17 protein-coding genes are annotated in these 21,123 nt (G+C 47.4%); 6 read left to right on the top strand and 11 right to left on the bottom strand.

Features of this window, described 5'->3' with window-relative positions; translation table 11 throughout:
* The first annotated feature begins 112 nt into the window (after window positions 1–112).
* Entirely contained in the window at window positions 113–2,431 is a 2,319-nt protein-coding gene (locus tag ORJ00_RS09005) for a S8 family serine peptidase (protein WP_306139625.1), read from the top strand.
* A gap of 80 nt (window positions 2,432–2,511) precedes the next feature.
* Here the strand turns inward: ORJ00_RS09005 and ORJ00_RS09000 are convergent, their stop codons facing one another.
* Window positions 2,512–4,716 (bottom strand): SEL1-like repeat protein, encoded by a 2,205-nt coding sequence (locus tag ORJ00_RS09000; protein ID WP_306139624.1) that lies wholly within the window; start codon window positions 4,714–4,716, stop codon window positions 2,512–2,514.
* A 123-nt stretch (window positions 4,717–4,839) separates the two neighbouring features.
* Complete coding sequence (waaA, locus tag ORJ00_RS08995) at window positions 4,840–6,846, bottom strand: lipid IV(A) 3-deoxy-D-manno-octulosonic acid transferase (protein WP_306139623.1); 2,007 nt, start codon at window positions 6,844–6,846, stop codon at window positions 4,840–4,842.
* A 205-nt stretch (window positions 6,847–7,051) separates the two neighbouring features.
* Here waaA and ORJ00_RS08990 point away from each other — a divergent pair, with 205 nt between their 5' ends.
* Together ORJ00_RS08990 and ORJ00_RS08985 are read left to right on the top strand one after the other, a co-directional pair.
* Window positions 7,052–7,963, top strand: coding sequence for a glycosyltransferase family A protein (locus ORJ00_RS08990; RefSeq protein ID WP_306139622.1), 912 nt, complete (start codon window positions 7,052–7,054; stop codon window positions 7,961–7,963).
* A 9-nt stretch (window positions 7,964–7,972) separates the two neighbouring features.
* On the top strand, window positions 7,973–9,091 hold the full coding sequence (locus tag ORJ00_RS08985; RefSeq protein ID WP_306139621.1) for a glycosyltransferase: 1,119 nt from the start codon (window positions 7,973–7,975) through the stop codon (window positions 9,089–9,091).
* A 47-nt stretch (window positions 9,092–9,138) separates the two neighbouring features.
* Here the strand turns inward: ORJ00_RS08985 and ORJ00_RS08980 are convergent, their stop codons facing one another.
* The 5 genes from ORJ00_RS08980 to prlC all read right to left on the bottom strand — a co-directional run bounded on the left by ORJ00_RS08980 (window position 9,139) and on the right by prlC (window position 13,821).
* A complete protein-coding gene (locus ORJ00_RS08980) occupies window positions 9,139–9,612 on the bottom strand; it encodes a peroxiredoxin (protein WP_306125709.1) in 474 nt (157 codons plus the stop codon).
* Window positions 9,613–9,650: 38 nt separating this feature from the next.
* Window positions 9,651–10,400 carry a class I SAM-dependent methyltransferase gene (locus ORJ00_RS08975; protein ID WP_306139620.1) on the bottom strand — a complete coding sequence of 250 codons (750 nt, stop codon included), beginning with the start codon at window positions 10,398–10,400 and terminating at the stop codon, window positions 9,651–9,653.
* Entirely contained in the window at window positions 10,400–11,101 is a 702-nt protein-coding gene (locus ORJ00_RS08970) for a DNA-3-methyladenine glycosylase I (RefSeq protein WP_306139619.1), read from the bottom strand. Before ORJ00_RS08970 ends, ORJ00_RS08975 begins: the two co-directional genes overlap by 1 nt.
* An 87-nt stretch (window positions 11,102–11,188) precedes the next feature.
* The gene (locus ORJ00_RS08965; protein WP_306139618.1) at window positions 11,189–11,686 is read right to left on the bottom strand and encodes a hypothetical protein; all 498 of its coding nucleotides are present in this window, start codon (window positions 11,684–11,686) and stop codon (window positions 11,189–11,191) included.
* A gap of 86 nt (window positions 11,687–11,772) precedes the next feature.
* Window positions 11,773–13,821: an oligopeptidase A gene (gene prlC, locus ORJ00_RS08960; protein ID WP_306139617.1), complete on the bottom strand. Its 2,049-nt coding sequence runs from the start codon at window positions 13,819–13,821 to the stop codon at window positions 11,773–11,775.
* Between the two features lie 157 nt (window positions 13,822–13,978).
* Between prlC and ORJ00_RS08955 the strand changes: the two genes are divergently transcribed.
* Window positions 13,979–14,554, top strand: coding sequence for a hypothetical protein (locus ORJ00_RS08955; RefSeq protein WP_305977531.1), 576 nt, complete (start codon window positions 13,979–13,981; stop codon window positions 14,552–14,554).
* A gap of 95 nt (window positions 14,555–14,649) precedes the next feature.
* Complete coding sequence (gene gorA, locus ORJ00_RS08950; RefSeq protein WP_306139616.1) at window positions 14,650–16,008, top strand: glutathione-disulfide reductase; 1,359 nt, start codon at window positions 14,650–14,652, stop codon at window positions 16,006–16,008.
* 81 nt (window positions 16,009–16,089) lie between these two features.
* Here the strand turns inward: gorA and ORJ00_RS08945 are convergent, their stop codons facing one another.
* The 4 genes from ORJ00_RS08945 to ORJ00_RS08930 form a co-directional block, all read right to left on the bottom strand.
* Window positions 16,090–16,629 (bottom strand): hypothetical protein, encoded by a 540-nt coding sequence (locus tag ORJ00_RS08945; RefSeq protein ID WP_027671705.1) that lies wholly within the window; start codon window positions 16,627–16,629, stop codon window positions 16,090–16,092.
* On the bottom strand, window positions 16,629–18,041 hold the full coding sequence (locus ORJ00_RS08940; protein WP_306139615.1) for an MATE family efflux transporter: 1,413 nt from the start codon (window positions 18,039–18,041) through the stop codon (window positions 16,629–16,631). The genes ORJ00_RS08945 and ORJ00_RS08940 overlap by 1 nt, the downstream gene beginning before the upstream one ends.
* 261 nt (window positions 18,042–18,302) lie before the next feature.
* A complete protein-coding gene (locus tag ORJ00_RS08935) occupies window positions 18,303–18,527 on the bottom strand; it encodes a helix-turn-helix transcriptional regulator (RefSeq protein WP_027671707.1) in 225 nt (74 codons plus the stop codon).
* Entirely contained in the window at window positions 18,511–18,915 is a 405-nt protein-coding gene (locus tag ORJ00_RS08930) for a hypothetical protein (RefSeq protein WP_027671708.1), read from the bottom strand. The genes ORJ00_RS08935 and ORJ00_RS08930 overlap by 17 nt, the downstream gene beginning before the upstream one ends.
* Before the next feature lie 240 nt (window positions 18,916–19,155).
* Between ORJ00_RS08930 and ORJ00_RS08925 the strand changes: the two genes are divergently transcribed.
* Complete coding sequence (locus tag ORJ00_RS08925; RefSeq protein ID WP_306139613.1) at window positions 19,156–21,123, top strand: alkaline phosphatase D family protein; 1,968 nt, start codon at window positions 19,156–19,158, stop codon at window positions 21,121–21,123.

The following is a 21,123-nucleotide window of genomic DNA, read 5'->3' as shown; positions in this document are numbered from 1 at the left end:
CACTTAATTACATATTAGATAAAACAGAAGTAGATGTTGTTGCATGGTTGCAATATGCCGTCGTCGTCCAGGAAACACATAACAATAAATAACTACATAATAAGAGAAATTAATGAGAAAGCCTCAGTTCACACTAACCAAGCTGGCACTGCTTTGCTTACCAGCCACGCTATTGGTTGCTACCCATACCAATGCGCAAATCACCGTTGATGAAGCAAGCCAGTATCTCAGCCCGGTAGCGGCAAAGTTGCTGCCTGTAGAAAAAAATGAATCTAAACGTTATATCGTAAAATATAAGCAGCAACAGCTGGATTTTGCCGGCCCTGGCGCGTTTAGCCTTAATGCCGTTGAACGACGCAACCACAATTTGCAACAACGCAAACAACGGTTGGAATTACGTGGTGCCAAGGTAAAAGAAGTATTAGCTGCACAATCTTCAATTGCAGTGGAATTATCGGCTGCTGAATTAGCCGAATTGCAAAATGCAAGTGATGTTGAGTTTGTTGAAGAAGATTACAAACGCTTCCCAATGGCACAGCAGATCCCATTCGGTTACACCATGGTTCAAGCGAATCAGGTAAGTGACCAGTTCGCTTCAAACCAGAAAGTGTGCATTATCGACTCTGGTTTAGATTTGCCACATGAAGATTTCTTAACTGGCAATATTACCGGCACTAACAATTCAGGCACCGGTAACTGGTACGACAATGGTGGCCCACACGGCACGCACGTAGCAGGAACTATTGCCGCATTAAACAACAGCACAGGCATGCTTGGCGTACTGCCAAACGGCAACCTAAAACTGCACATTGTTAAAGTGTTTAACGCCGAAGGCTGGGGGTATACCTCCACGTTGGCCAATGCCGTAAATACCTGTGTAACCAATGGTGCTACGGTAATTAACATGAGCTTGGGTGGCGGTGGTGCAAGCACGACTGAAGGTAACGCTATGCAAGCCGCTTTTGATGCAGGCGTATTACTGATCGCCGCTGCGGGCAACGATGGCAATACCACACTTTCTTACCCAGCTTCTTATGATGCTGTTGTTTCTGTTGCCGCAATTGATAAAAACAAGCAACTGGCTGACTTTTCACAGCGTAACGTACAAGTAGAACTGGCCGGCCCGGGTGTAGACATTCGCTCTACCTACCCTGAAGGCACAGGCTTAGAAGCACTATTAAGCGTAGGCAGCACCAGCTACGAAAGTAGCCCAATGACTAATTCGTCTGATGGCTCTGCTACTGCAGCACTGGCCAGTTGTGGTTTAGGTGAAACAACGTGTACGACAGTTAGCAATAAAATTTGTTTAATTGAACGTGGCAACGTTAGCTTTGTGCAAAAAGTACAATCTTGTGAAGATGGCGGTGGTTTAGCCGCAATTATTTATAACAACACTACTGGCGATTTTGGCGGCACTCTGGGTGACAACCCAGGTACTACCATTCCAGCACTTGCTGTTACTCAAGCGGTTGGCCAGGCACTTATGGGCAAACTTAACCAAACAGCTAATGTTAGCTCAGGTGCCAGCAACTATGGCTTAATGAGTGGTACTTCAATGGCATCGCCGCATGTAGCGGGTGTTGCAGCACTGTTGTGGAGCCATTACCCGCAGTGTACCAATGCACAAATTCGTAATGTGCTGGCACTGACAGCCGAAGATTTAGGCACAGCAGGTCGTGACAACTCTTACGGCTTTGGTTTAGTTCGCACCAAGACTGCCTATGACTATATTGCACAGAACGGATGTGACGGGAATGGCAACGGCGGCGGCGAAGAGCCACAACCACCAGCGGGCAATGAGCTGCAAAAAGGCGTTGCGCAAACAAGCCTGAGCGGTGCAGCAGGAAGCAATACGTTTTATACCTTCGTTGTTCCTGCCGGTGCAACCAACCTGACATTTACTATGTCTGGTGGTTCAGGTGATGCGGATATCTTCGTTAAGTTTGGTAGTGCGCCAACAAGCTCAAGCTACGATTGTCGTCCATACAAAGGCGGTAATGCTGAGAGCTGCAGTTTTGCCGCACCTCAAGCCGGTACATATCATGTAATGATTAACGGTTACAGTGCATATTCTGGCGTATCGTTAGTGGCAGATTACACAGCTGGCTCAGGTTCAGGTGGCAGTACAGGTGGTAGTAGCACACTAAACAACCTGACAGCGACTAAGGGCAACTGGCTACACTACACTGTTACCGTGCCTGCTGGCATGAGCAGTTTAACGGTAAATGCTTCAGGTGGTTCAGGTGATGCAGACTTATATGTTCGTCGTGGCGCCCAGCCAACCACAACCACCTATGATTGTCGTCCATATAAAAACGGCAATACTGAAAGCTGTGCGATTAATAATCCACAAGCTGCTGTATGGCATATCAGCCTACGCGCCTACAGTACGTTCAGTGGCCTAACCTTGGTAACCGAATACAAACCGTAATTAAGATTGTCTAATGCAAAAGGCCAGCATCACAGCTGGCCTTTTTTGTTTTTACTCTTTATGGCTTTAGTTATAACGGTTTATGGGTTTAATAACCGGCTTAACTGAGCCTGCGCTAACGGCTCGCTTTGATCAGCAGCTTTCTGATACAAGTCACGGGCTTTTACCAAATCTTTACTCACGCCACGACCGTATTCATACATCCAACCTAAGTTGTACTGAGCATTGGCATAACCTTGTTCAGCCGCCATAGCAAACAATTCAACTGCCTTTTTATCGTCAACTTTTACCTGCCGGCCATTTTTATAAAACAAACCCAATGCAGTTAACGCACGCGGTACCTTAGCGTCTAACGACTGCTGATATAGCTCAAAAGCTTTGCGCTCATCTAAACTTACACCATAGCCTTTTTCATACATGTAGCCTAAATTTGCCACGGCACGCTGATGGCCTTGAGCAACTGCTTTCTGATACCAATATACGGCTTGTTTATCATCCTGCCTGACACCGCGTCCTGTTTCATAACGCGAACCCAAATTAAACTGGGCATCGGCATCACCTTGCTCTGCTACCTTACTGTACCAATACAACGCTTTTTCATTATCTTGCGCTACACCACGGCCCGCACCATACATAAAACCCAAATTATATTGCGCAAACAATACGCCTTGATCTGCAGCTCGCTGATACCATTTAACGGCCTCTGCATCATCTTGCTTCACGCCTGTGCCGTTAGCTAACTGTAACGCTACAAGATACTGTGCATCAGCATTGCCCTGTTCGGCGGAAAGCTTTAACCACTTGTGCGCCTCACTTGCACTGGCGGTTTCATCCTGACTTAGTAAGTTGCCTAAACGGAACTGCGCATCCCTATTGCCCGCCGTTGCTGCAAGTTTTAACAGCTCAGCAGCCCGACGGGCGTCCGCCCGTATTCCACGACCTTCACTAAGGTGAATAGCGAGGTAATAGCATGCAGATTGATCTTGTTCACCACAAGCCAGCTCAAGGAACTCAACCGCTTTAGCATCGTTTCCTCGTGTGCCACGGCCAAGCGAATAACTGATCCCAACTTCACGCTGCGCTTCTATTAACCCCTGCGCTGCCGCACGGCTAAACAGTTCAAATGCACGGTTATCATTCTGACTAAAGCCTATACCCTGCAAGTGATATTGCCCCAATTGATACCCTGAACGAATATGCCCCTGTTCCAATGCTTTTTGATACCAATCGATGGCTTTTGCAATATTAACCGGCGCACCACGACCCACACTGTAACGTTCAGCAACGATGTATTGCGCATCAATATCACCCTGCGCAGCCGCACGTTCGTACCACATTAATGCACTAGTATCGTCCTTTGGCACACCCCGCCCGCCGCCATACATAAAGCCTAGATTATACATTGCTAATACATGCTGTTGTTCTGCCGCTTGGCGATACCAAAATACCGACAACGCGTCATCCTGCGCCAACCCGATACCGTTGGCCAGTGATACAGCCAAATGATATTGTGCCTGCGCCATGCCTTGTTCAGCAGCGGCGCTAAACCACTGCGCAGCTGCGATAGCATCAACAGACACACCATAACCATTTGCATACATGGCGGCGAGATTAAATTGAGCATCTGCCATACCTGATTCAGCCAGCGGATACCAATGGCTAAAGGCTTCTGCATAATTTTTGCGCTGAAACTCTCGCAAACCGCTATCAAACTTCGCATCTACCAAAGGCAGTACAGCTAACTCGGCTTGTTTGGGCTTGCTCACGGTTTGCGTTTTAATCACATCTGGATTAGATGTCGCCTGAACAGGCGTCGTTATTTTCTTGGTAACCTCTACTGCCGGCTGTAGTTCCGGAGCCGTTGGCGCAGCAGCAATGGCAGCAGTAGGTACTTCGACCAAAGGTACCGTAACATCATCTGATGCAGGTGCAGGTGCAATAACCGAAGTGTCCTGCTGCGCTTTGCGCGCCGCAAGTTCATCGGTAATGTCTTTTTTCGCTCTGGCTGATTCGGCGAAATCGGAGCTATTAGACGCTGCCTGCTCCAACCAATAAGCTGCTTGCAAAGCGTCTTGTTCAACCCCTTGGCCCATCGAATACATTTTCGCCAGCTCAAACTGAGCCATAGTATTGCCATCCATTGCCAGAGATTGCCAGATTTCAGCCGCCTTAACATAGTCACCTTGCTGAAATGCTGCCTTTGCATCAGCGATTTGTTGTTGCGGTTCAGCCGCCAACATAAAGCTGGTGACCATTAAGCTTGTTATTATTTTATTTAGCCGCATAGATGCCCCTCCATTGCATGTTGTTATATCAAATAAAGGCGTTTACACCAAGGGCGAAACCAAGATAAAAAGTGAACCTAGCGTGAATAAACAGCGAAAAACTGCGATTAATCGTCTATTTTTTCAGGCAGACTGTCGATTGTAACCATCTAGCAATGCTAACCAGTGTTGTTCATGCCAGGCAAAGTCAGCGTGCAGACCGCGTTCTTTTACTAACGACCGCTGTAACCGTGCCAGGTTATCGCGCTGCCAATGTCCGTTTGGTCGAATTGCGCATTTATCAAAATCAATCAGCCAAAACTCACCATGCTGATCCAGCAGAATGTTATGACAATTAAGATCTGAGTGATAAACCCCTTGTTGATGAAAGCGGGCAATCAGTGCCCCCAACTGCTGCCACTGCAAAACTGTCAGCGCTTCCGAAGCACAAAGCACCGTATAAAGATCACGGCTAGCGGCAATGAGTTCAATTATTAGATCAGAGCGATAATAACCGCCAGATACCTGATAATGCGCGGCAAGAGGTCTGGGTACAGGTAAGCCGCAGCGGCGCATATGTCGTAGTAAGGCAAACTCCTGCATGGCACGGCTACGCAGCACCCGTTGAAAGCAAAATTTATCCTGTATTACCTTACCTACCAAGCCTCCACGGTAATAATGCCGCAAGACAAAATTTGTGTCGTTGTGGCGCACAAACCAAGCGATATTCCGCCCTTTAGATTGGCCAATAACCGCACCTTGTTGTTGCCAATTCTCAGGTACAAAGCTCAGGTTAGTCTCGTGGTGAAACACATCACGCTGATACCAGCTTACCCCGCGTTGCTGCACTCCAACGCAAAAGCTATCCGTATCCGGCCCAAGATAGTCGGCAATAGCCTGACAACTGCGCACTGCCGCTCCTGACTGTTGTTGATACAACGCGAGCGCCTGCTCGCCTTGCTGTTTACGCACCTGAGGTTGCAAGAGTAACTGCGCCGTGTTGCTTACCAGAGAGGCTACATCGCTGACCCAATTAACCGCCTTTGCCTTATGTAGCCATTGATACGCCTGTGCAAAATTAAACACATGTGGCCCGCTTTGTATCGCTTTACCCAGCGACATTGCCTCCAGCGGATTATGACCACCACGCTCAATTAAACTGCCGCCAATAAACACCACGTCAGCCAACTGATACCAAACCATCAACTCCCCCATGCTGTCACCAAGCAGCACATCTGTTGCATCACACACTGGGGCATTACTGCTGCGACGTAACAATTGTAATCCGGCTTGCTGCACTTGCTGTGCCACGGCGTTAAAACGCTCAGGATGACGTGGGACTAATAACAGCAGTAACTCTGGGAACTGAGGTTTTAGCTGCTGATAAGCACTAAGTAGTAATGCGTCTTCACCTACATGGGTACTGCCCGCCACCCACACCTGACGCTTTGCCAGTACTGGCGTAAACTGCGCAAACACGCCCTCCAATGCCGCAACCGCTGGTGCCATATCAAACTTCAGGTTTCCGCTAACCAAATGCTCGGCCTGGCAACCAAGCGCTTTAAAACGCCGAACGGTGTGGCTATTTTGGGCTAACAACACGCTAATATTGCTCAGCGCCAGCTGAGAAAATGCATGCCAGCGCCTATAACCGCGAGCCGAGCGGGCAGATAAGCGGGCATTGACCACTATGGTGGGAATAAGTGCACTGCGGCATTGCTGCAACACATTTGGCCACAGTTCAGTTTCCAGCACGATAACCGCCTGCGGTTGCAGCTTGTTTAGCCAGCGTGATACCGCCCCTGGCGTATCTACTGGCAAATAGCAGTGGTAAACACTGTCGCCAAAGGTTTGTTTAATGCGTTCAGAGCCGGTTGGTGTCGTGCAGGTTATGGTTAATCTAAGATGCGGATAGCGCTGCTGCAAGGCGTGAATAAGTGGCGTAGCCGCCACCACTTCACCCACGGATACCGCGTGCACAACAATACCACCACGTGCATTAGCCGGTACTGTCTGCCAGGCAAACCGCTCAGCCAAACGTTGGCGGTAGCGTTTATCTTTACCCGAGCGCCAAAGCAGATACAGCACCGCAGGCACAGTAACAAGATAAATAAGCACGCTATAGCAAACACGGACAAACAGCTGTGGCATTAACGATTCCCTGCGGTTAACAGTCAGGCTTAGAATACGGGCGCCTTAACAGGCAAAGCGCAATGGCCGCCATAATGCCAAATTTAACCCGCTGATACCAAAAGATTCTGTTTCAAAACGGCATTAAATGCTACGCTAGCGGGCATATTTGTTGTCCGATCCCAGCTTTTACAGCTGCACACACTGTGGGTCTTTGGAGCTTATTATGGCGTTACCTAAACACCAGCAACCGGCTATGTTCGATGGCGTAAAAGAGTTTTTATTGCGCTTTGCCGCATCAGGCTATTTCCCTGCCACTGCTTTTATTAAAAACCAACCGGTGAAAGCCAACCTGCGGGTGGTAGATGACAATTTAAAAATAGAAATTGTCAGCCATTGCTGGAACTACGCGCGCTTTTTTGTTTATCAGCTAAGCTCGCTGGTCAAGTATCCGCCCACGCATATGCAAGTGCGGTTTACCGTATTTTATTCTGCAGAAGATGTAGAAACCGCTAAGCTGCTTAAGCATTTTCAAACTATTGACGTGCCCAATGTAGAGTGGAATTTTCAGGAATTACCAACGCCATTGCTGCTGCGCCGCGCCATAGGCCGCAACCACGCGTCTAAACACACTAGCGCCGACTGGATTTGGTTCGCCGACTGCGACATGGTATTTCACGAAGGCTGCTTAGACACGCTTGAACAGCTGTTGAAGGGCCGGCAAGATATTTTAGTTTTCCCTGATACATTGTTAGTAACGCCACTGCTAACAGAAGCCGATCCGATGATTTCCGCTGGCAAAGATAAAACCGAGTTATTGGAAGTAGATACCAGCAAGTTTAAACCGCGTAAATTTGACCGTGCGACCGGCGCTATTCAGATTATTCATGGTGATGTTGCGCGTGCTTGCGGTTACTGTGACGATTTAGCGGTATACCAAAAACCCAAATACCACTGGACTAAAACCTACGAAGACCGTGCCGTACGCTGGTTGCTAGGCACCCATGGTGTACCAATAGCCTTACCCAATTTGCTGCTTATTCGCCACGCTGAAAAAGGCCGTTATAAAGAAGACAGTAAAATTTCGGTAGTTCGTAAAGCCATTCGCCGCGTTAAGTCGGCACTGATTAATAAATAACGTCAACCTATGTCAGCAAAAGTACTTATCTTCACTAAGCGTGTGCTACCAAGATCCAATACCTTTGTAGCCGCCCAAGGCAATAATCTGCCCAGTTTTGAACCCATTTATATCGGGTTAAGAAACGATAGTGGTGGCATTAATCTTATTGAGGGTATGTCCAGTTGCGTGCAAGCGAATGTTGAGCCTTTCGCGATGCTATCCCGATTACTATTGGATGGCTGTCAAATTTTGACGTCTAAATGGGCAAACGCATTGGCGGCACAACAAGCTAATGTCATACATGCCCATTTTGGTAAGGGCGGTTACTACTGTGCGCCAATAGCCAAGACGTTAAATCTGCCCTTGATCACAACGTTTCACGGCTCGGATGTTACGCAAAAAGACAAATTTTCGTACAACAGTAAACATCGAAATATTACCTTCAAACACTCTGCAAAAATATTAGCGGTGTCTAAATTCATACAAAACAAGTTGCTGGCCCGGGGCTGCCCGGAAGATAAAATTATTCAGCATTACATAGGCATTGATAACCAGTTTTTTAGCCCTGCAGAGGATAAATTTGACCCGCCAACTATTTTATTTGTTGGCCGGTTAATAGAGCAAAAAGGCTGTCAGTATTTACTGCAGGCGATGAAAACCATTCATAAAACCTTACCGGATGCCCAGTTAATTATTGCCGGGTATGGCTCATACCAAGAAAAACTACAGGCACTGGCGAGCGACATAAACAATGTCACCTTTGTTGGCGCGCAAAATAGAGCTCAAGTAAAACATCTGATGTCAAAAGCCTGGGTAACCTGTTTGCCAAGTATTGTTATGGCCAGAGGCAATGAAGAAGGCATGCCTACGGTATGCGTTGAATCTCAGGCAGTAGGTACCCCGGTTGTCGCGTTTGATACCGGAGGCGTCAGTGAAGGGGTTGTGCATGAAAAGACCGGCCTGCTGTCGACACAAAAAGATGTCGGACAACTTGCTGCAAATTTACTCGCTGTATTGCAATCTACTGCAATACGCGATCAAATGTCTCAAGCAGGTATTGACCACATAGATCAACATTTTAATATTCGTCGGCAATGTGAAAAGCTCGAAGCCATCTATCACAGTGTGAGTTCAGGCAAACGATAGCTAGTACAATCAATTGACCTCCGGACAGAGGTCAATTTCTGGGTATGCTACAGCGCGGCTAAAATGGTTTCAGCTTTACTGACTTCAAACGTTTTTGGTGCTTCAACATTTAACAGTGTTACAACACCGTTTTCGACAATCATGGCATAACGCTGTGAGCGCACACCGCCAAAATCAGCAGTTTCCATTGTCAGGCCTATAGCCTTATGAAACGCCGCGCCACCATCGGCTAAAAATACGATCTCTTCCGCATTCTGGCTTTTTGCCCAGGCACTCATAACAAACGCATCGTTTACCGCAGTACACACAATAGCGTCAACGCCCTTGGCTTTAATTTGGTCGGCCAGTGTAATGTAGCCTGGTAAATGCGCTGCTGAACAGGTAGGCGTAAACGCACCAGGTACAGCAAACAATACCACTTTTTTGTTGGCAAAAATTTGGCTGGTGGTGGGGTTCATTACGCCTTCTTTCGTCAGTTGTGAAAAACTTACCTCTGGTAACTTGTCGCCTATTTTAATCATCGCTGTTTCCCTGTTAAGTTAATTGCTAAGCCACACTATTAAATAGCGGCGTTTATATACACATCAAACCGATTATTCTTACCCGTTACCGACATAGTCGGTGCCTTCCCAGCCAGAAAATCAGCATAACCTGGCCGTTTCACCACCACCCTTTTTTGCGCCAGCAGCAATGCTGGTGCCAACAAGGCATCTGCATCGGTGTCACTACCCACAACATCGTGAAAGGCACGCATTTCCTTTTTTACCAAGGCAGTTTTATCCCGTGGCGGAAACATAGGATCTAAGTAAACCACATCCACTGCCGGGTGCTGTTGTAGCGCATCAATACCCGGGCTATGCAGTAATGTCATACGCTTGGCTAACCAGTGTAGCTCAGTAATATTACAGCCCCGGCGTAACCCATCATATAACAGCGCTGCGACAACCGGATTACGTTCAACTAAGGTAACGCTGGCGCCAAGACTCGCCAGCACAAAAGCATCACGGCCAAGACCCGCTGTTGCGTCTAACACCGTTAATTCGCGCTTTTTATTCAAGCCACAGGCTTTGGCTATCGCCTCGCCTTTACCTCCACCATGCAAGCGCCGGTAACTGGCGGCACCGCTGGCAAAATCGACCACAATATCGCCCTGTTTTGGCAGCTCAGCGTTTCTCAGCACCAACGCATCATTATGCCAGGCTAAATGCCAGCCGCTTACTTCATCGGCAAGCGTTAGGCCAAACTGCTGACATAAACTAGCCGCATAGTCAGCATCTAGCAGTGAACTGGCTAAGATACTCAAGGCCATTACCGTGCCATACCGACAAAATTTTCGCCAACACTTAACGCTATGATCTGGCTTATTTGCTGCAGGCTGCGCCCCGACTCTTGCTGCCATACATTAAACTGCTGTTGAATTTGTGCCAAACTGCGTTTGCTGGTAATTCCACCGTCAAACACCCTGGTGGCCCGCAGGTATGCTTCAACATCCTCGCTTAAAATAAAGGTATCTTTACCAATAGCCCGCAATGCGTAGGGCCCGGTATTGCCGCCTAAACGTGCTCCGTGCTTTTTAAGATAAGCCCACAGGCCAATAATGTCACTGCTTGGCCAGTGGGCAATAAACTTGGCAAAACTGCCATGTTTCATCGCAATATCATCAATCATCATAGCGTTGTGGCGAATGGTAAACACTTTACTTGCGTTGCGGATAATACGTTCGTCGCGCGCTTTTGCTTCGAGCATTTCGTCGCTCATCAGTAAAATTTTTTCAATGGCAAAATCGAAAAACACCTCACAAAAGCCAGGCCATTTCTGCCTCACAACCCGCCAGACAAAACCGGATTGAAATACTTTTTTTGTCAGCTCGCCTAGTAACAGGTTATCGGGGATGGCGGCAATATCGTCAGCGCTGGCACTTTGCCCAAGCAAGGCCTCCAAAGCAGCAGCGCCGCCTTTACGCTCGCAAGCACGCTGATAAATACGCGCAAAAGATTCAGCAGTATCCATATTACTCTACTTTAGAAACTAAAACGGGCAACAGTCTAACTGCTGCCCTTATAATCCGGCCAGAACAATTACGCCAAATACTGTGGGTTAAAACACAGAACCGTTGCCTGCACCTTTTAACGTACAAACCCCATTTTCGAGTATCACTCCAGGCTTTGGCACCACTGCACAGTCGGACATTAAACCTAAGCGGGCATTTTCCGCTTTTTGTGCCGCATTATATTTACTAATAAGCGTCATAATTTCGCTTTCGTTGCCATCTTTGGTAGATAAAGCAATATAACTGGCTGGCCCACCGCAAGGCTTACTACCAAACTCTACCACCCGGCACTGTTGAATGTTATCCGCTTGTGCGTCACCTATCAGTGCCATAATTTCGGCACGCATTGCCGATAACGGTTGCTGGTCAATCATTTGTTTCCTCCTCGCTTTAACCGCCGCCACCGGATCAGTTGTCGGATCAATTGGCTCGACCAACGGCTGAGGTGGCAATCGCTCGACACTGGGGTCGTTGCTGGCCTGGCCCTGTTGGCAAGCCGTCAGAGCAAGGGTTGTCATTATCAGTATCAATAACTTAGTGCGCATTTACTTTCCTCCGCTGTTTGGCATTGAGCTTGGCAGAGCGGGTATGAATTGGCAATGAATTGCTAAATTAATCATCACAACAGCAACTAGCCCGCTATGCCCATATGCCGCAGCAAAGCGGCATTGCTTGGCTCTCGCCCTCGGAAGCCTTTAAATAACTCCATAGGTTCCGCGCTGCCACCGCGCTCTAAAATCCAGCGCAGAAAATCACGGCCGGTGTCGGCATTAAAAATACCCTCTTCCTCAAAACGGCCAAACGCATCAGCCGACAGTACCTCAGCCCATAAATAGCTGTAATACCCAGCACCATAACCACCGGCAAAAATATGACCAAAACCATGCTGAAAGCGGTTAAAACGTGGCGGTATTATTACCGATACTTCTGTGCGGACGTCATCCAGCATCTGCTGCACGCGGCCGCCCTGCGCGGGGTCGTACTCGGCATGTAAACGAAAATCAAACAGGGCAAATTCCAGCTGACGGACAAGGAACATCGCCGATTGGAAATTTTTAGCGGCTAGCATTTTTTCTAATAAATCGTCTGGCAGTGCTGCGCCTGTTTCATAATGCCCGGCAATAATAGCCAGCGCTTCACTTTGCCAGCACCAGTTCTCTAAAAATTGGCTTGGCAGCTCCACGGCGTCCCATGCCACACCATTTATACCAGCGACAGCTGCAGCGTCTACTTTTGTGAGCATATGATGAATGCCATGGCCAAATTCGTGAAATAAGGTAACCACTTCATCATGGGTAAACAATGCCGGTTTGCCCCCGACCGGTTTATTAAAGTTACAAGTAAGGTAGGCTACAGGTGTTTGCACGCTGCCATCTGGCAGTATACGCCGGCCCTGACAATCATCCATCCAGGCGCCACCGCGCTTTTTTGACCGTGCGTATAAATCTAAGTAAAAGCTGCCACGCAGTTCACCGGTTTGGTCAAAGATATCGTAAAACTTCACATCGTTGTGCCAAACATCAACACCTTCACGTTGGCGTACTACAACACCAAACAGCTTATTTAGCACAGCAAATAAACCGGCAACGACTTTGTGCTCCGGGAAATACGGCCGCAACTGTTCGTCAGAAATGGAATACCGGGCTTGCTTGAGCTTTTCTGCATAGTAGGTGACATCCCAAGCTGCCAGCTCATTAATACCAAACTCGGCGGTAGTAAAGGCGGTAAGTTCAGCTAAATCCTGCTCTGCCTGTGGTTTAGCGCGTTTAGCTAAATCATGTAAAAAGTCCAAAACCTGCGCCGGGCTTTGTGCCATTTTGGTAGCCAGTGACTCTTCAGCCGCGTTGTTAAAGTCCAGCAATTGAGCCAGCTCGTGCTTTAATGCCAATGTTTCTTCAATAATGGCGCTGTTGTCAAACTGGCCTGCTGTTGGGCCTTGATCCGACGCGCGCGTGCAGTAAGCGCTGTAAAGTGCTTCACGCAGCTGACGATTATCGGCATAGGTCATTACAGCAATGTAGCTTGGGAACTCCAGCGTAAACACCCAGCCGGTAAGGTCACGGCTTTGCGCTTCTTCTGCTGCAGCTAACTTAGCGTCTTCGGGTAACCCCGCAAGCTCTGCCGCATCAGTAATATGCTTGTACCAAGCCTGTGTGGCATCGAGGGTGTTGTTGGAAAACTGCGAGCTTAAATCGGACAAGCGGCTTTGAATTTCGCCATAACGCTGCTTTTTATCTGCCGATAAACCTATGCCTGATAGCTTAAAATCGCGCAATGCATTTTGAATAACCTTTTGCTCTGCCGCAGTTAAATTAGCGTAGTCAGTGCTTTGCGCCAGTTGCTGATATTTTTGATAGAGACCTTCGTGCTGCCCCAGCCAGGTGCTGAAATCAGACAGCAGCGGCAAGCAGCTTTCAAAAGCTTCACGCAGCGCGGTGCTGTCAACAACAGAGTGCATATGCGCAACCGGCGACCACAGCTTACTTAACCGGTCACTATCTTGCTCTAGTTGTTCAATCAGGCTATGCCAGCTTACTTCTGGCGCGGCAACAACCCGCTCAACAGCTGCTCGCGCCTGGGCGATAGCCTGCTCTACTGCAGGCTTTACCTGCTCCGGTGTAATGGTAGAAAAAGGCGGTAAATCAGGAAAAGATAACAAAACATTGTCGGTTGCAGTCATAAAAAACCTTAAAACATTAAATAATATGGCAATACACTAATGTTATTAATGTTGGGGCAATACGCCATATTGTCAATGCAAAGAAGAACGATTGGCGGCATAGATTTTAACTGACTATAATGTGCACAATTTGTTAATCAACGGAGTGAACTACAACATGAAAACACACTATAAAACGCTGGTTGTTAGCCTATTAAGTGGTTGCTTAAGCTTCCAAGCTCTGGCATCTGACATTGATGAAGCTATCGAGTCAGCCACCAAGCACTATAAAGCCGGCGAGTTGTCACAGGCCATTGCCCAGCTCGACTATGCCAGCACGCTTATTCGCCAGGAAAAAGGCGAGCAGGTAAAAAATGCATTTCCTCCTGCACCATCCGGTTGGCAAGCCGAAGACGCTAGCAGTGAAGTTGCCGGTGCAGCAATGTTTGGCGGTGGTATTACGGCATCTCGCAACTACTATAACGACGATCACCGTATTGAAATACAGTTAATGATGGACTCTCCTATGCTGCAGGCGTTTTCAATGATGCTAAGCAACCCGTCAATGATTGCGATGTCTGGCGGTAAGCTCATTAAAATACAAGGTATTCAGGCAGTGCAGAAAGTTGATGGCGATAACCTGGAAATCCAGCTTTTATCCCCTACAGGCGCCATGATCACCCTGCGTGGTGACAATGCCGCACAAAGCACTATATTAAAGCTGGCCAATGCCATCGACCTGAAAAAGCTTTAGTAAACCATATTTGCCCGGCTGGCTCCTGTGCCGGGCTTGTAAAACCCCTGGCGACACCCTATAAACAACACAGTGTATTTATCCGGAACTGTGTTATGACCCGTCATTTTAATTATCTTGCCATTGGCGCCGGCAGCGGTGGTATTGCCAGCGCCAATCGCGCAGCACAACGCGGTGCCAGCGCTGCGGTTATCGAAGCTAAAGCCGTTGGCGGTACCTGTGTTAACGTTGGTTGCGTGCCGAAAAAAGTGATGTGGTACGGAGCCCATATCGCTGAAGCGCTGAAATACAGTCCCGCTTATGGCTTTGATGTGTTACAAAATAGCTTTAATTGGGCCACGCTGGTACAAAACCGCGAAGCCTATATTCAGCGCATTCATGCCAGCTACCACAAAGGCTTTGCTAGTAACGGCGTTAACGTAATTGAAGGTTTCGCCACCTTTGTGGATGCCAAGACTGTCGAGGTTAATGGCGAGCGTATAACGGCTGATCATATTACCATTGCGGTAGGTGGCCGCCCGACACGGCCTGATATTCCAGGTGCAGAGCACGGCATTGACTCAGATGGTTTTTTTGCCTTAACAGCACAGCCGAAAAAAGCCCTGGTTATTGGCGCCGGTTATATCGCAGTAGAAATTGCTGGTGTGCTACATGCGCTGGGTACCGACACGCATTTGCTGGTACGCAAAGACCGGCCGCTGCGCAACTTTGACAGCGATATAACCGATATGCTGCTTGAACGCATGGCGCAGGATAAGCTGAATTTGCACACCCAATCTAATGTTAATAAAGTAGAAAAAATGTGCGACGGCAGCTTAACCGTTAGCTGTGATAACGGCAGCGTGTTTACTAACGTAGATTGCCTTATTTGGGCCATTGGCCGCGAACCGGCTACAGACAAGCTGAATTTGGCCGCGACCGGTGTAGCAACCGATAAAGACGGTTATATCCGTACCGACAACTATCAAAATACCAATGTTAATGGCATCTATGCCGTTGGCGACATTACCGGCGAAGCCCAGTTAACCCCGGTAGCAGTAAAAGCAGGCCGTTTGCTGGCCGAACGGCTGTTTAACCCTGCCTTGCCCGATGCACATATGGATTATTCACTTATTCCAACCGTAGTGTTCAGCCACCCTCCCATTGGCACTATAGGGCTGACAGAGGCAGAAGCGATTGAACAATATGGCGCCTCCAAGGTAAAAGTATACCGCTCTAACTTTGCTGCCATGTATAACGCCATTACCCCGCATCGGGCGCTTAGCCGCTTTAAATTGGTATGTACCGGCGACAACGAAAAAGTGGTGGGCTTACACGGTATTGGCGAGGGTATGGATGAAGTGTTGCAAGGCTTTGCCGTGGCAATAAAAATGGGCGCTACCAAGGCTGACTTTGACAACACTGTAGCGCTGCACCCTACTAGCGCCGAAGAATTTGTTACCCTTAGGGGCTAGTGTAGGAAAAGCATCCTACACATATCAATAAACCTGGAAAATAACCAATCACTGTCTATATTGGCTAGGCAGTGATTTTTTCTAAGGTGTATCACCGTCAACTGTGCGGTTTCGAATTATTATATAAGCTAATTTATCCCAAGCTTGGCTATTGTACCCCCCATAAAGATCATGATTGATGTCTTGCCAGTACCCCTCACAGCCCTTACTCACTTTGAGTAAGTTCAGGTAGTCTTTATCCACAATAATAAATTGTTTTTGATAAGGAATAAGCCAACGTGAACTTGGATTTTCGCTTAACACAGTTTTGGCTTGTTGGTATTGAGCAAACCACAGGTTAATAAGTCCTCCACAGGCTTTGGTATAGAAGACCTTGCCCATATCAGGTGTACTGTGCAGGTCTTCATTACCGGATAGCACTTTTTGGGCATGATGCCAGCTGGCGAACCCTATTTGTTGAGAAAGCATCGTCAAGCAATGCTTTAATTGCAGGTCATCGCCGTCCTTGATCTCCAGGCGCTTAAGCTGAGGTGCCATATGCTGTTGCAGTATCGGGTCACGTTTTATAGCCTTGAGCAACTTCTTGGCTTGAACTTTTACTTCATTTAATGCTAATTCCATTATGCCTTTTCCTCCATACTACCCAGGCTTTGTGGTATTAATCTGTGCAAGTGCGTCCATACCAGGCTTATCGCTAACAGAGCTGAAAGAACATGAGTGAGAGGAAAAGCATACCACAGCGCGCTCAACTCAAATTTAGCAGAAATGAAAATCATAGCCGGTAGTAAAAAGACATAAATCTGCGCACTAGAAAGTAGCATCGCCTTTTTTGCCCTTCCCGTCGCCTGAAAAAACGCGATACATATAGCACTCACCCCTGCCAAAGGAAGCAACATAAACATTGTACCGATGATGGTTTCGCTATTTGCGAGCACGCTTTCTTGAGGACTAAATACGGTGATAATCTGTCTGGGGAAAACCTGCAAACACAATGTCATCACAGCCAGGTAACTGCTGGCCATAAAGGCGCCGGTTATTGCTGCGTTTTTCACCCTTAAAAAGTTCTTAGCGCCATAGTTGTGAGCAATGATAGTTTGACTGGCATGGCTTATTGCAATGAGGGGCAAAATCAAAAAGATGTTGATCCTACTCACAATGCCATAAGCGGCGAGCCATTGAGTTGAGCCAATCAGGCCACTTTGACTTATACGCGTATTGATAAACACCATCACTACTGCAGCACCAAAATAGGAGATAAAGACAGGCATTCCTATACTAAGGAACTTGTTTATTATGCCAAAGTTCAGGGCAAAGCTAAGTTTCTCAATTGATAATAGTGGCGTAGGATTATTCAATAAACGTATGCCCAGTAATAGCCCCATTAATTGGCATATTATCGTTGCGTAAGCAGCACCACTGACACCAAAGTTGAACACGGCAATAAACAAGTAATCTAGTATTACATTGCTTACGGCGCCTAAGATGATAATTAGCAGCAAGCTCTGCATTTTGGTTTGCGCGCGTAATAGGTCTGTGATCAATGACAGACTCAATACGAGTACTGCGCCCATAGTCACTGGAATAAAATAAGCCCTTGCATCATCAAACAGTAAATCCGTTACGCCACTTGATCTTAGTAAAGGTGATGTAGCACTTAGCACCAGGATGGCAAGTACAATAGAAAGCAGTAATACCAGGGTAAAAGCATTATTGATGACGGTTTGTGCTTTTGAGTTTTGCCCTGCCCCCCAATATTGACTTACAACTATACTGACGCCATTGCTGATGAAAGCGCCCAATGCAATCACTAACATTTGCAATGGAAAGATTGCAGAAACCGCAGCAAAGCCAATATCACCAACATATTGAGCGATAAAATACGCATCAACCATATTGTATAAACCACTTAAAACCATGCCAAATGCCATGGGCAGTGCGATTTTAACGTACAAATTGCGAAGCTTTTCGCTTTCAAGTGAAGAAGGAGTGAGTTTGTGTTCAGGGTTTTCCTGACGCATATTTTGAGATGTCACAATTCAATTACCTCTAAGTATATATGGCATTCCGCAAAGCCTACTTAGTTCGTAATGAACTGATTAAAACATGGTGTCAGAGTGATATCATCTTAAGCGGAAAGGCGTCTCTGCAGCCTGCTGGAAAGACTATGTGAATTAGTGACGAATGTCAAAGACACTGTAAGTGGGAACTGCTTTAGGTTTACCTCGAGTTCATCCACCTGAATAGCCGCTATAGTTTTTGTAATTCATGTTGTTGCCTTTGCATACGGTTTCGGTTCAGCTTTCTTCGTTGCTGTCTGTGTTTAATTTTTTCTCTGGGAAAAACACATCATCAATACGCAAATTAAAAATGTTGGCAATATCAAATGCTAACTGTAAAGATGGGTCATGCTTTCCTCGTTCAACGGCATTAACCGCCTGTCGTGATACGCCAAGTTCCTGCGCTAATGTTTGTTGCGACCAATCACGTTCGGCGCGCAAAACCTTAATTCGATTCTTCATTGTCTCTCCAAACCAATAGTTGAACGATCAAACCATGGCCACCAAAAACCGCAGGCATTACAAAGGCTAGATTTACTTCTGGCATTGGAAACTTCATTGCCAGCATGCCGTAGATAAATGATGAAAAGCACAAAAGGCCAATCATCCATAAAAACGCTTCACCCGTGAGTGCTTTCATGTATTCATCAAGTGTGCGATAGCGAGTTCGGAAAATAAAAAATGCCCATACTAGCGGTGCGACAGGCAACACCGTCGCCGCTACATTGAGCCATGTCGGCATGTTTAGTAGCTCCAACGAAAATGCTTGAATTGCAATTAACAATAAAAACACAACCATGGCCGTCATAAAACGTTTCATGAACGTGATCTCAGCTTTTGATTTAGCCATAACATTCTCCTAAAAGTGTGCCCATCACTATTGATGGAATAACAGATTATATGACACCAACTCATTACAATATGTAAGGTATGTATGACACAATGGCGCAATATCACGACCATGTCAAGTTAACCTGACAAAACGATAGGTATTCTGTTTTTTCATTGCATTTTCAAGCGCCATAAGTAATGTTGTAATACTGATGCCTTTTGCAGAATGCATAAGACCAATACGGGAATAATTCTGTTAATGCCTGCTAGCGAAATAGACGTTAACTTAGATCACACCCTGCCAATGGTTTTGGCAGGGCCACTGCTCCGTGCAGTCACAGCGAAAAGCATTACGCTATGGCTGGCAACCAGGCAGCCAGTGCAGTTACAACTAGACCTCACACCTGATAACGCAGAGCCTATTTATTTCTGTGCACAACAGATGCAGCAATACACTCAGAGCATTCGCTGCGCAGGAAAGCTGTTTCTGCAGCTGATTCATATCCCATTACCACAAGCATTACCCGAAGGCTGCTGGATCGGGTATGACTTACGCCTAGCAAATAAAGAGGCCGGCCCACAGCCGGACTGGCTTGGTTGGCAACAATGGGCCCCTGATCTGATATACCCCGATCGTAGCAGCCCCGGTTTTGTTATTCAGACCAAGCTCACTAAGCTGTTACATGGCTCATGTCGAAAGCCGCATTTTGCTTCTGACGACGGTTTGCTAGCCGCTGATTATTACCTGCAGCAACATCCGCCAGAACAATGGCCAGCTTTATTGCTGATGAGCGGCGATCAGATCTATGCTGATGATGTTGCGGCGCCAATGCTAAAAGCTATTCATCAGCTTATCGGCCAACTGGATTTTGCCGATGAAAGCCTGCCTTGCTCTGTTGTTAGCCAGTCCGCACAGTTACATACTAGCCACCCTTACTATTACCGGCGCGATAGCTTACTGCCAAAAACGGAGGCCAGTCAGGCGGTACTCACTCAGGTATTTAAAGGCGTGAAGAAGCCGGTTTTTACCTCTGACAACGCCCGCAACCACTTAATTAGCCTGGCAGAAATGCTGGGCATGTACATACTGGTTTGGTCGCCTGCAGGCTGGCAAACTGATGCAACAGAGCTAAGTACCGAACAGGCAAACGCACTGAGTGCCGAGCAGCAGCAAACCTACCAGACACAGCAACAGATTATTCACCAGTTTGCTGCTGGCCTGGGTAAAGTAAGACGCTTACTGGCGCATTTACCCTGCGCCATGATCTTTGATGATCACGATGTCACCGACGACTGGAACCTAACCGCACAGTGGGAGCAAACCGCTTATAACCATGATTTCTCCCGCCGCATTATTGGAAATGCGTTGATTAGCTATTTGTTGTGTCAGGGTTGGGGCAATACGCCAGAGAAGTTTACGCCCGAGCTGTTACATCAGGCAGAGTTAGCCTTTAGCAACAGCGGCTCAGTGCAACACCAGCAACTTATTACCGACTTGTTACGTTTTAATCAATGGCATTATCAATGGCCTACCGAGCCCCCTCTTCTGGTGCTAGATACCCGCACCCGCCGCTGGCGTTCAGAAATCGCCTTAGGTAAACCCTCTGGCCTGCTAGATTGGGAAGCCATTACCGAACTTCAGCAAGATTTAATCGGCCACGATGCGGTGGTTCTGGTGTCCCCAGCGCCAGTGTTTGGCGTAAAGCTTATTGAGGGCATTCAAAAATTGTTTACGTTTTTTGGCAAACCGCTATTAGTAGATGCTGAAAACTGGATGGCACACCGCGGCACCGCTTACGCACTGATGAATCTGTTTCGCCACCCGAAAACACCGAAGCACTTTGTTATTTTATCTGGCGATGTGCACTACTCTTTTGTCTACGAGGTTAACCTGCGCGGCCAGCAAGACGGCCCTGATATCTGGCAAATTACCAGTAGCGGTTTAAAAAACCAGTTTCCGGTCAAATTGTTAGATGTGTTAGACCGGCTAAACCGCTGGCTATACTCGCCGCGCTCGCCACTTAACTGGTTGACCAAACGCCGTAGTATGAAAATAGTGCCGCACAAACCTGACAATGCTAAAGCTGGCGAGCGCTTGCTGAATCAAGCCGGCATAGGTTTGGTAGAGCTTCATAGCGACGGCTCGCCTAAGCAGGTTGTTCAGCTTACGGTGCAAGGCCAGGCCATCGCTTTTAACATCAGCGAAGATGACGCGCGTTGGGAATAG

It is taken from the genome of Rheinheimera baltica (genome assembly GCF_030731985.1).
Taxonomy (GTDB): domain Bacteria; phylum Pseudomonadota; class Gammaproteobacteria; order Enterobacterales; family Alteromonadaceae; genus Alishewanella; species Alishewanella baltica.
The sequence above is the reverse complement of the archived record's forward strand: the minus strand, read 5'-3'. Positions and strand labels throughout refer to the sequence as shown.

Coding starts and splice junctions, on each gene's coding strand:
- ORJ00_RS08965 (WP_306139618.1), bottom strand. CDS start 11,686: ATGCGCACTAAGTTATTGATACTGATAATGACAACCCTTGCTCTGACG.
- ORJ00_RS08945 (WP_027671705.1), bottom strand. CDS start 16,629: ATGGAATTAGCATTAAATGAAGTAAAAGTTCAAGCCAAGAAGTTGCTC.
- ORJ00_RS08975 (WP_306139620.1), bottom strand. CDS start 10,400: ATGGCCTTGAGTATCTTAGCCAGTTCACTGCTAGATGCTGACTATGCG.
- gorA (WP_306139616.1), top strand. CDS start 14,650: ATGACCCGTCATTTTAATTATCTTGCCATTGGCGCCGGCAGCGGTGGT.
- ORJ00_RS08930 (WP_027671708.1), bottom strand. CDS start 18,915: ATGGCTAAATCAAAAGCTGAGATCACGTTCATGAAACGTTTTATGACG.
- ORJ00_RS08955 (WP_305977531.1), top strand. CDS start 13,979: ATGAAAACACACTATAAAACGCTGGTTGTTAGCCTATTAAGTGGTTGC.
- ORJ00_RS08970 (WP_306139619.1), bottom strand. CDS start 11,101: ATGGATACTGCTGAATCTTTTGCGCGTATTTATCAGCGTGCTTGCGAG.
- ORJ00_RS09005 (WP_306139625.1), top strand. CDS start 113: ATGAGAAAGCCTCAGTTCACACTAACCAAGCTGGCACTGCTTTGCTTA.
- ORJ00_RS08935 (WP_027671707.1), bottom strand. CDS start 18,527: ATGAAGAATCGAATTAAGGTTTTGCGCGCCGAACGTGATTGGTCGCAA.
- ORJ00_RS08990 (WP_306139622.1), top strand. CDS start 7,052: ATGGCGTTACCTAAACACCAGCAACCGGCTATGTTCGATGGCGTAAAA.
- ORJ00_RS08980 (WP_306125709.1), bottom strand. CDS start 9,612: ATGATTAAAATAGGCGACAAGTTACCAGAGGTAAGTTTTTCACAACTG.
- ORJ00_RS08985 (WP_306139621.1), top strand. CDS start 7,973: ATGTCAGCAAAAGTACTTATCTTCACTAAGCGTGTGCTACCAAGATCC.
- ORJ00_RS09000 (WP_306139624.1), bottom strand. CDS start 4,716: ATGCGGCTAAATAAAATAATAACAAGCTTAATGGTCACCAGCTTTATG.
- prlC (WP_306139617.1), bottom strand. CDS start 13,821: ATGACTGCAACCGACAATGTTTTGTTATCTTTTCCTGATTTACCGCCT.
- ORJ00_RS08925 (WP_306139613.1), top strand. CDS start 19,156: ATGCCTGCTAGCGAAATAGACGTTAACTTAGATCACACCCTGCCAATG.
- waaA (WP_306139623.1), bottom strand. CDS start 6,846: ATGCCACAGCTGTTTGTCCGTGTTTGCTATAGCGTGCTTATTTATCTT.